Origin of the sequence: Bradyrhizobium sp. 45 (assembly GCF_023073155.1) — a bacterium.
Classification (GTDB): domain Bacteria; phylum Pseudomonadota; class Alphaproteobacteria; order Rhizobiales; family Xanthobacteraceae; genus Bradyrhizobium; species Bradyrhizobium canariense_D.
The window spans coordinates 1-11321 of sequence record NZ_JADPIX010000069.1; the positions used below are offsets into that span (position 1 = coordinate 1).

An 11321-nucleotide genomic window follows, 5' to 3' on the forward strand; every position below is an offset into this window, starting at 1 on the left:
CGGCATATCGCTCCTTCGGTGGAGAAGTGGAGGCGTCAAGCACCCCCACGATATGCCGCCTTTCCGATTCCCGCCGTCACCAACTTTGGGCGATAGCTCACGCAATTTCAGTAATTGGCTCCGCACAGAGGGTAGGGAAAGCATCGCGAGCCGAATCAACGGCAATAGTGAGCAGCGGCGCTCGCTGGAGGCAGACCACCGGGCTTTCACGGAAGCCAAAGGGAAACTTGGCCTGAGTCTCAGGAAGCTCAGGCAGTATCTGCAACTCGTTGAGGCGAACAGAGGGCTGGGTGTGACCTTCCCTCAGCAGAGGGCTAGCTCGAACTCAACCTCAACCTGGGTGCGAGATTTGCCGACGCCGCCGTCCGAAAGTGAGTGGCCGCCGCTGCTAGATCCGTTTGGGCAGGCTGGCTTGCAGGAACCGGCCAGGTCGAGCTCGACCTGGTCCCCGCACGTGCCGTCCGACTTTGATCCAAGTGAGTGGCCGGCAGCGCAAGGCCCGGTTGGCCCGGGTTGGCAGGACCTGGCCGGCTCGAGCTTAACCTGGTCTCCACGAGTGCCGTCCGACTTCGAGTGGCCAACTCCAGAGGGCGCGCCAGCTCGGTCCTCAGACATCTACCACGGTTTGGCTTCTTTCACTGATCTGCCGTCCACACCGCAGGAAATGCGTGACGACGCCCAGTCAAGGCCGGTGCTCAGCCCTGCCGGCAGACCGCCGTTCTTCATCGGTTCATCAGGCACGCCGCAAGAGCTCGAGGATATCGGATATCTCGTCGGCGAGGATTGGCAGCATGGCTCACAGCCGGTGCCGGACTTCCTGCTCGATGTACTGGACAATAGAATGCTGTTGCCGAGTTCGCGAATGGCTCCCCAGCCGGTCTCTATCAACGGTGAGACCTACTCCATTGCGTTGGGGCCGCGAGGACGCCGCGACGCCCAGCTGATCCATCACCCTGGCCCATCCTCGGTTCCTGATGCCCGGATCGGCGCTTCGAGGGCGAGTGCCTCTGCCAGCGACCGCAGCGGACGGGTGCTCGGAGCCTCGGAATGGCTGGGTGATCAGCATATCCAGCGGGACTACGAGCTCCTGTCGCAGGAGTTGCGGCAAAGCAATCCAAACCTCGCCGCCCGGACCCGGTTCGTCGATCCTCTCATCGCCTTTCAGGTGGGCCATGGTACGGACGGCGACGCCCTGGACGCATTCCATCGCATTGTCAACGATCGGAATGGCAACGATACGGCCGACTTCCTGTTCTTGCCGGTGAGTGATGCGAGCGCTACGAACCTTCATGCCCGCGGCTCCCATTGGTCGTTGCTGCTGGTAGATCGCCGCGATCGCGACAGGCCGGTCGCCTATCATTACGACTCCGCCAAGGCATACTACGACTCCGCCAAGGCATACAATGCCACACCTGCAGCAAAGCTCGCAGCGCGGGTGGGAGCCGATTTGCGAGATGCCCCCATGCGCCAGCAGGGGAACGGCTATGATTGCGGAGTGTTTGTGGTCGACGGTACCCGGGCGCTGGTCAGACGGCTCGCGGGAAGACGGCACGCAGATCTGAGCCTCCTCTACCTCGTCGTCGATCGGCAGGCACTGCGAAACCGGCTAAGTGGGTGAAGTGGCTTCAACTGAATAGCGCGTGCAGCTGGTTGAACTGTATCCGTCCGAGATAAGCCGGGGACAGTACGCCTGAGGGGTTCGGTTCCTCTGTGCATCCTGATGAGCTCCATCAGGTTAGCCGAGTCGGTGAACGCCATGAGCCGTCGTTACCTATGCTGTAAACCGAGATGACGCCGCCCACCGGGTCCACTCCGTTGGCCACATCCCAGAGCCAGTCCTCGTCCTCGCCGAGGTCCTTTGCCACGCGACCAATGGTGAAGACGAAATTGACTCTGTTGACGTGCGCTGAGCGGAGGACGTCGACGTGAGCGACGTCTAATTCCACGGCAGCAACTGGTGTAGGCAGCTCTGTGGCATGTCCGCGATGCGCGCGAAGGCGTCGGCGAGCCACGCTTTCGCATCGATGTTGTTGAGACGCGCCGTATGATGAGCGTCATCCGGCGGGAAGTTCCGAACCGGACGTTTAATTGGACAGCCCGCGGCCGGGCTTCTGCGAGGTCGACATGGCCGCCCCTGGCGGCACGTCGGTGGCGGGATCGTTCATCCAGACCATGACGATGGCCGATTCGCGACGGGCTGGACGGAGTGCCTGCCGTTGGTGAGGCGGGATGGCTCGCTGGTTGTCGAGGCTATGAAACACGCACAGAGCCGGTTCCGCTGGCTTCTACGCGGTGTGGACTTCGACAACGACAGCAGGTTCATGAACGAGGTCTTCGCGCCGCGGTGCGCCAACCGAAGCTCGGGGTGACGCGCTCGCGTGCCTACAACAAGAACGGTCAGGCCTTCGTCGAGCAGAAGAATGGTGCGTTGTGCGTCGCTTGATGGGCTACGGCCGTTTCGTTGCCCTCGACACGGCGCACGTGATGGGCCGTCACTATTCGGCGGCAACTCTACGTCAACTTCTTTCAGCCGTCGTTCAAGCTCAAGGAAAAGCGCCGAGAAGGGGCCACGCCTGCACCCTTTGGTTTTAAGAGTTGGTACGCGGCTTGCTCCGTTCGGAGCAACATTATGGCGCGAGAGACACACGTGCGCGTTGTAAGGAGCGGTTCATCTGCAGGGTTTGCGATAAGCGTGGCACCATCCTAAGGGAACGAAGTGACCCAACCATGCCCATGAGAAAGCGTGCCGACCAAAAACTGCAATATCTTCACGTCGTGTACGCGTCAATCCAGCTTTCTCTTCTGGTGCCGACTTCGAGACTCTTCCATGCGAGATCCGTACGAAGGCCGATCTCGTGGTCCTTCTCACTCTCGTCGACCCTATCGAGCACCGCCCGCACTGGCGAGGTTGTCTCGGCTTCGAACGTCGGGATAGTCCCGAGAAAGAATGATCAAATCGACCGGGCTTGCAGAATTCGATTGATTAAGGCCACCGCACAAACCTGTCCAGGGGCTGCGAGATACCAGATACCGGTATTTCGAAGTCCGTGAGGTATCAACGCCTGCTCGGCGAACGTCCGCTTTGGGCAATTGGGTTGAACGCTCGAGCTTGCGAACAGCCGAAAGCGCGGATTCACATAGGCATAGAAGCCTGGGATGAAACGATTGGGCGAACAGCAAGCGCATCAAGCGACCTATCGTAGGCATGAAGGCAGATCTCTGTAAGAACGCGGACCACCAATCGCCGGGCCTGAAGCACTACCGGAGAAGCGCACCGCTTTGGGACCAGCAAAAAGTAGCCGATCATCGGCGCCAGGCAGATATCAGCTAGCCACCTCATTGCCGTCTCGATCAGAGACAAGACACGATCGGAGCTTCTCTTGCGCGCGGGTGCCGCTCTTTCACGTTTCAAACGCATTCACCGTGTGTTCGCCGTCGCGATCGGCGCCAAGAGCACGACGAGGCACATGAGCCCGGCTAGGACCCCAAATGCGGCCGGCAGTCCCACGTACTTGGCCAGTAAGCCGATACCAGCTGGCCCAATGAGAATTCCGGCATAACCCACCGTCATGATCGCGGCAATCGCCGGACCAACGGGCATCGCCTCCTGCGTGCCGGCGCGCCGGAACAGAATCGGGGCGACATTCGATAGGCCAAGACCAATGAGCAGCAAGCCGATCATGGCGATGACGGCCGCCGGTGCCGCCAGCAGAGCTCCGAAACCTGCCAAGGCCAGTAGACTTCCGAACATAAGTGTCGCGCGGTCCCCCGCCCGTTCGACGACGGCGTCGCCAGCAAGGCGTCCCACCGTCATGGCTATGGAGAACAGTACATACGCTAAGCCGCCCTGCGTCTTTGGAGCAAGACCAGCGCCGACGACCAACAAGGCAGCCCAATCGAGCATCGCGCCTTCGATAAGGAAGGCGATCGCCGCAATCACGGCTAGAAGGAGCACGATGGAACGCGGCAGAACGAACGACGGTCCCTGGTCCGCCTGCGCCGTTGGTACCAATCGCGGCCACGCCAGCATGATCGCGATCACTATCAATCCCGAGCAGACCACAGCCGAAACAAATGCGTCAATCTGCAGCGAGAGAAAAGCGGTCATGGCTGCAGACCCCACAAGTCCCCCGATGCTGAATTGAGCGTGGAAGCTGGACATCAGCGGGCACTCCGCCGTGCGCTCCACCTCCATCGCATGAATGTTCGCGGCCACGCTAATCGAGCCTATCGAGGCGCCTAAGGCGAAAAGCGCGACGCCGAGCGCCAACTTGCTAGCTGTCGTGAGGCACGGCAGGACGATCGCGAGACTAAGCCCACCCACAAGAATGATCAGCCTGACGCCGTAGCGGGCGCTCAAAACACTGGTCAGAAGCATCGCGATGATGGATCCAGCACCCAGGCAGAGCAGTAGTAGGCCAAGCACGCCGTCATCGGCCGCCAGCCGGTCTTTCGCAAATGGTACGAGCGGGGCCCAGGCCCCGAAGCCAACGCCGGGAACGAAGAATGCAAGACGCGTTGCTAACCGAGAGGATGGTTGACCAGCAGACGCCATGACAGGGACCCTATTGATAGACGACCTGCGGGCGCTGTACCAACGACGGACTCCCGAGCGACAGAGAGTGCGCAGGTTCGGCGGTCGAGAGGACATCGTTTGTTGGCGCAATCCGCCATGCCGGACGGTTCAGCGCGTGATATCGGATCGCGTCGATCGTCACTGTTCTAGTTCGATCCGCGACAACATCTTTGATTGCAAATACGATGCCACCGCGAAAACGCACGTGACGACTCGATACGATCGGGCAACTGTGCCGGCTAGGCATGGAGCGTCGGGGGCTCTCAACAAGCTTGATACTTGCTGATTGATGAGCGCGGTCGCGCACTGAAGGAGCACGAAGCACCCGAGTGCGCCTCGAGACCGCGTATTGCGATTCCGTGACGCCCTTCAGCGCGCCAACGCGGCCTCGCCTTCCGTAGTCATATCCGCGACAAATCAATATGGCTCAGTCGCAAAGCTGACGACGAGATGAAATTGTCCGCCGATCGCAATGGGCCTCAATGCGAGGCGATTGGTTTGCAACCCTGTTACTCTGGGCTTGCGTAGCCTGAGCTTGTGGCAACCGACATCGCGATGTAGACGCCGACATAAACAGTTGATCATCGAAGGTACGCAGAGGCTTGTGTGCCTGCTAGACCCATCGTCTTTGTCAACGCCCCCCGTCACGGCTCGCCATTGACGACTTCTTCATCGAATTGGCTGTGCACATGGACCGGCATTGATTCTTGTCCGTGTGCGGGAGGGATGCGCTCGTTGCCCAACATTCCATCGAGAAAGCTGCCCCGCCGAGATCGCGACCCGCTCCTACGTAAACAGCGGACGAATCCGTTGCTCGGTCTGCCGCAACAAAGAAGCCCACAGCGTCGCGCATCTTCGACCGACGCTCCACCAATCATCAAATCCCGAATGATGGTGGCCCATAGATTCAGAACCACCCGAAAATTGCAACTGTAGTGCTAGATCCGGTGCGCCAAATGCATCGAACTCCGTCCGGATCGCGTGTCGGTGTTTCGTTACGCGCATATTCTCTCCTTCAAGAAGGATCAGTGCAAGATCGGCGAATGCGCGCTGCCCCAGACAGTCGCGCGTCATCTTCAGTCGGAATTGATTACGGAAGCCCCGGTCGACGCGGGCTACGTGCGCATTAGTTTCGACCACTTCGATCTACCCCGGCTAGAAATCTTGCCGCGGCGAAGCGCGAGGGGCGGCCGCGTCGGAACTTCCAGGGTTACACCGACGAGACCGCCGAAACAGATAAGAAGAACACAGTTTGTCGATTTGGTTCTGAATTGCGCTACAGAGTTGGCAACGCGAGCAGTACGTTGTCGATCAGCCGGGTCGAACCGACGTAGGCTGCGGCACAGAGCGCCGCCGGAAGCCGCAGCGGACTCGCGGCGCGCTTGAGCGTATCACCATCGACAAGTTCAAGGTATTGCAGCCGATCAACGGTCTCAAGATGCCGCTCCGCGATCGCAATCAGCTTATCCACCTCGCGCACTCCTGAGCGGAACTCATCCGCCGCGGCGAACAGCCCACGACTGATGGCAACGGCTCGCCGACGTTCTTCCTCGCTCAGATTGCGATTGCGACTGCTCATCGCGAGCCCGTCCGGTTCCCGAACGGTTGGCACGGTGACGATCTCGATCGGAAGATTGAGATCAGTTGCCATGCGACGCACGACCGCGCATTGCTGAAAATCCTTTTGCCCGAAAAACACGACGTCCGGACGCACCATGTTGAACAGCTTGCATACCACGGTTGCGACGCCGCGAAAATGCCCAGGCCTAAAAGCCCCGCATAGTGGCTTCGCCAATTCGCCCGGTTCGACGAAGGTCTCGAATTGAGCCGGATAGACTTCCCGTGCACCCGGCGCGAAGACAATCGCAACACCGGCATCGCGGCACAATTTTTCATCGCGCAGGAAATCGCGAGGATAGCTGCTGAGATCCTCGTTTGCTCCGAACTGCGTCGGATTGACGAAGATGCTAACGACGGTGACGTCGCATTGCGCTCGGCTCGCCTTGACCAGGGCCAGATGGCCCTCGTGCAAATAGCCCATTGTCGGCACTAGCCCGACGCGTTTGCCCGCGCTGCAAGCCTTCGCCAGTTCACGACGAAGCTCAGCGACCGTCGTAATCGTCTGCATCGTAGCACCTTACATCAGGTTGTCTTAGGAGGAGCCCAGTTTGCGATGATGTCACCCAGGCTTTCAGGAAGCCGATAGGACTCTTGCGGCGCCGGGAACGCTCCACTGCGGACATCGGTAGCCCAGCGCGACAGCGCCTCCTGCAACAGCTGAAAACCATCTGCATAGGCGCGAACGAATTTGGCCCGACGACCTTCGGTCAGCCCCAGCACGTCATGGAATACGAGCACTTGGCCCGAGCACCCGGGACCCGCGCCTATTCCAATAGTTGGTATCGACAGCGATTCGGTCGCTCGCTGGGCGAGCTCGGCCGGAATGCCTTCAAGCACCAACGCGAAGCATCCGGCCTCCTGCAGACGGTGAGCGTCATCAAGCAGCCGCAAAGCGTCATCGGCTTTCCGGCCCTGCACCTTGAATCCGCCCATGATATTGACGCTCTGCGGGGTGAGGCCGAGATGGCCCATGACGGGAATTTCGCAATCGACCAGGGCGCGCACCATTTCCACGCGCTTGGCCCCGCCCTCGAGTTTCACTGCATCTGCACCTCGCTGCAGGAATCCTCCGGCGTTACGTATCGTCTCCTCCGGACTGAGGTGAAAGCTAAGAAACGGCATATCGGCCACGAGCAGGGCACGGGGCCTTGTGCGCGCAACAGCCTCGAGATGATGATTCATCATCGCCACGCTGACAGGCAACGTGTTGTCGAATCCGAGGCAGACATTGCCAACACTGTCGCCGACAAGAATGATGTCGACGATGGGGTCAGCGATGCCTGCAGTAACCGCATCGTAGGCGGTGGTCATGGCGACACGCCGCCGCTCCTGCTTCCACCGCTGCAGGATTGGAATCGTGATCCGCTCAACTGATACTTCCGAAGCGTGGCTCATTTTCGATCCGTTCCGTCAGATGGCCTCAGGTCGATTTCGCAGCTCTAAGCGATACAATTTAATCTCACCTGTCTCGCCTACGATTTTGAAGCCACCGCCCTCCCGAAGTCCCCGCGTCTCCGAATATGCTAGGCGAACGGTAATCCGATTCTTGCGACCGAAGCAGTTGAGTATTGCGCGCATCCCGGGGGACCACCCTTTTTCTATGGCGGACGAGTGAAAACTGTCAACCATGAAAGGGAAACATACGCCTCCAAAGTAGTAGGCGCGTGCATAAAAACTCCAATGGTCGCGCGACCATCAAGCAAGAACTCACCAGATTCAAATTGTCATTTGGAAGCGCGTTGCGTCACGCTGGGTCTCAGGGCGCGCCGATGCGATCATTCTGGCAATTTGCCTGCGGCGTTGTCTTAACCGCATCTCTTGCATGTCGGACTGGCTGGCTCTGCCCAGGGAGGCAATACTCTACCGGAGCGAGTTCTTTTCCGAGCCTCATCAAGTTCAACTGCAGCCCGAGGATTTGTTGCCGCTCACACCTGCTGCGCTGCATCAACGCTCCGGCATACTTACTTCCCCATACAGAGCTGATAGAAATTGCGTACCATGCCCTGCTCCAATCCCTTCCCCGGGATACTTGGCACTTTCCAGCTCCCGAAACAGGCCTCGCGCTCACCTCTGTTGTAGCGGCATATCGCGATCGATTAGTTCGATGAACCCCTGCCTGTCGGCCGAAAATTGCGTTGCGCGTATTCCGCGGTGAAATCCTTCAAACGAGCTCGGAGTGACCGCCGCGCCTTCGTCAAATGCAAGCGAGTGCTTTCCAGCGCAGCAGATCGTGAAGACGCGCGTCTGCCGCCGCTAATTCGATGGCGTGTGGATAACCCGACCGTACAGACTTGTCAGGCGAGCCGCTTAGAGGCGTCGCTGACCTGAGGCGCCGGTGCGCTTGCCGTCGGCTTGCTGCTCAATTCGTAGCAGCCGTGGCAACCCAAGCGTCAGGCCATCGAAGACTCGACAGTTTGACACGGCCAGCCAAGTCATGCGATGCAAAAAGGGCTAAGCGGGGTTAAGGCGCAGTAGTGCGGTCGCAATCTAAGCGGCGGCCGCCATTGCGAGGTCAGCAGCTTCTGCTGCACACGTTCAAAGGCCATTACTATTCGTCGAAGACACGATTTCGTCAACAACACCCCGCATTCCCTTGGTGCGTCTTTTCGTGGCGTCTTGTACTGGTTGTCAGCGCGATCGTTCTACCCGCCGCGCCAATGCGTATGTCGGGTCGATACCGCAATAGGCGTCCGTCCCCGAACGAGAACTGGCAATTGCCAGGATCCCCCGGATACGTCCTTGCAGACAAGAGCGTCCTGCCAAGCGGTCGCAGGACGTACGCCCGAAGGCGAGACAAAGCCAAGTGGCATGGGAAGTGCTAGCAGCGACAAACAGCAGATTGCGCATGTCTTGCCTCCGCTAGGCTTTGCCTAAGGATAGACCATCGAATTACTTGTATTGATGTCAAGCAAATGGCAGCCGCGCTTCCCTGGGCAATCGCATCCACCGATGTACCAGCGCGTTGGGCTCTCACGCGCATGCAAGCAACGCGGTCCAAGTGAAGGCCGTCTAGGAGTGCTCGATCAGAACCGCGGCACCTCGGGCGGCCATTTTTTCCCAAAACTTGGCGAAGGCGGAGCAGCATTTCAGCGACTTTCCGGAAGGCAGCGCAGCCTTCCGGCGCGATGCAGCTGCGCGTTGGAAGCGCCTCCAGGCAAGCGTGTGCACCAGGTACTACCCTTCTTCGTTACTTCGCGACGAGCAGCGCCGAAACGATAAGCTCCTCCCAGGCGACATGTATGGCTAAGACTATCGCCACGTTCCGCGATTGAAAGTCGTTTCACGATCATCTCTCTGCGGTGATCAGCCGAAGAGCGGAATCAACCTTGAAGTCACGCGTCGATGTCATCGCTTCAGGGGCTGGCGGCGGCCTTCCCCCTTCTGTTTTGTGACCCAGCCTGTATTCAACGAAGGAGCGCATTTTGCTGCAGTTCTTATGCGCCGATCCTGCAAGTGAGACCGTTTCATGCACGAGATCCGCGCGAAGCTAATGACCGTCGACGGAAGCATCTGCTGAACTTGTCCTAGCGACTATGATCAGGCGGTTCCTTACTTCGATGCAGAATTTCGTCTCAGAGATTGTCTACCTTGCGTAATAGCGGAGGAAGAACAGCAAGCTAAACACCCGCCACCGCAATGGTGCAGGGCGCCTGCCGTGCAGTGGCATCTGAACGGCTGCCCGAGGCTTGCAGACTTTGCGATGAGGCATCTGTCGCTTTGGGCGAAGTCAAACCGGAATGTTCGCGATCACCGACGGTCATCTATGATTCGACACATCGTATTCTTCACCGCAAAAGATTAGGCGCATGTCGACAAAATAGTCGACGGCCTTTCCGTACTCGCCAAAATCCCGCACGCACGCCGGCTTGAGGTCGCTCGCAACCGCAAGAGTGACCGGCCTGGCAACGAAATTGACGTGATCGTCTACGGTGAATTCGACGACGATGTCGAACTGGTAGCCTATAAAGCGCACGAGCTTTACCAGGAGTCGATCCGGCAGGTAAGACCGCTCCGAGAGCTACGTCTCGCGGCCGATTACAGCATGTCAACAGATGCGGAGCCATTTGGCAGGCCCTACCCGCGGGCGTAATTAACCTGGCAGGCACGTAGGGGTTTTTGGGTGCCCACGAGGCACGCCTTCGCCGGACGGGATTACAATCGGCCATGTATCGCTGAGCGACAGACTGCGGATTCCGATCGATGTCGCCCAGGATTCCGAGATGATCTCGCCCACCATTCCGATTTGAAGTCGCCCACCCGTTCCGAGATGATGTCGCCCACCATTCCGGGATGATGTCGCCCGGGTGACGAGGCCTCTTCTGGCTCCCATAGGGTCAACTCTTTCGCTTTGCGAAGGGGACCCTGGATGCCGACGGAGAGGCTTGCGATGCGCCGTGTGCGCGATGTGATCAGAATGAAGGCGGCCGGGCTGCCGAGCCGCGAGATTGCGCGACGGGTGGGCGCGGCGCCCTCGACGGTGCGCCTGGCGCTCCGGCGGTTCGAGGCCGCGGGCTTGAGCTGGCCGTTGCCAGACGACGTCACCGACACGGTTCTGGAACTTCGCCTGTTCGCGAAGACCGGCAATGGCAACCGTCAGGGTCACCGCCGCATCGCCGAGCCCGACTGGGCGAGCGTGCACCGCGAGCTCAAACGCAAGCACGTGACGCTGTCGATCCTGTGGGAGGAATATATCGCCGCGGAGCCTGGCGGATACCGGTACTCGCGCTTCGGTGAGCTCTACCGCGCCTGGGAAGGCCGTCTGTCGGTGACGATGCGCCAGGCCCATGCGGCCGGCGACAAGTTGTTCGTCGACTATGCCGGCGATGGCGTGCCGGTGGTGGTCGACCGCCTTACCGGTGAGCGCAGAACGGCTCAGATCTTCGTCGCCGTGCTCGGCGCATCGAGCTTCACCTACGCGCAGGCGACGTGGACGCAGGGGCTCGCCGACTGGATCAGCGCCCATGTTGGCGCCTTCGCGGCGATCGGCGGCATACCGGCGCTGCTGGTGCCCGACAACACCAAGGTTGCGGTCATTAAGGCGAGCCTGTACGACCCGCAGATCAATCGTACCTACGCGGAGATGGCGGCGCATTACGGCACCGCCATCTTGCCGGCGCGGCCGCGC

7 protein-coding genes and 1 pseudogene are annotated in these 11321 nt (G+C 59.7%); 3 read left to right on the top strand and 5 right to left on the bottom strand.

Translation table 11 applies throughout. From position 1 onward, the window contains the following. Positions 1-625: 625 nt before the first annotated feature. Positions 626-1618, top strand: a complete 993-nt coding sequence (locus IVB42_RS12920; protein ID WP_247470318.1) for a Ulp1 family isopeptidase — start codon at positions 626-628, stop codon at positions 1616-1618. Positions 1619-1936: 318 nt separating this feature from the next. Here the strand turns inward: IVB42_RS12920 and IVB42_RS12930 are convergent. The 5 genes and pseudogenes from IVB42_RS12930 to panB form a co-directional block, all read right to left on the bottom strand. Beyond that, positions 1937-2044 (bottom strand): annotated as a pseudogene (locus IVB42_RS12930) (transposase domain-containing protein); the annotation flags it as partial. A gap of 1374 nt (positions 2045-3418) precedes the next feature. Continuing rightward, complete coding sequence (locus IVB42_RS12935) at positions 3419-4555, bottom strand: MFS transporter (protein WP_247367985.1); 1137 nt, start codon at positions 4553-4555, stop codon at positions 3419-3421. Between the two features lie 807 nt (positions 4556-5362). Further along, on the bottom strand, positions 5363-5716 hold the full coding sequence (locus IVB42_RS12940) for a hypothetical protein (protein WP_247367982.1): 354 nt from the start codon (positions 5714-5716) through the stop codon (positions 5363-5365). Positions 5717-5852: 136 nt separating this feature from the next. Then, positions 5853-6704 (bottom strand): pantoate--beta-alanine ligase, encoded by an 852-nt coding sequence (gene panC / locus IVB42_RS12945; protein WP_247367979.1) that lies wholly within the window; start codon positions 6702-6704, stop codon positions 5853-5855. Between the two features lie 14 nt (positions 6705-6718). Further along, positions 6719-7591: a 3-methyl-2-oxobutanoate hydroxymethyltransferase gene (gene panB / locus IVB42_RS12950; RefSeq protein WP_018458909.1), complete on the bottom strand. Its 873-nt coding sequence runs from the start codon at positions 7589-7591 to the stop codon at positions 6719-6721. Between the two features lie 2452 nt (positions 7592-10043). Here panB and IVB42_RS12955 point away from each other — a divergent pair. Together IVB42_RS12955 and istA are read left to right on the top strand one after the other, a co-directional pair. Next, complete coding sequence (locus tag IVB42_RS12955; protein ID WP_247367997.1) at positions 10044-10286, top strand: Dabb family protein; 243 nt, start codon at positions 10044-10046, stop codon at positions 10284-10286. 297 nt (positions 10287-10583) lie between these two features. Next, on the top strand, positions 10584-11321 hold a 738-nt coding region (gene istA, locus IVB42_RS12960), incomplete at its 3' end, for an IS21 family transposase (RefSeq protein ID WP_247470319.1).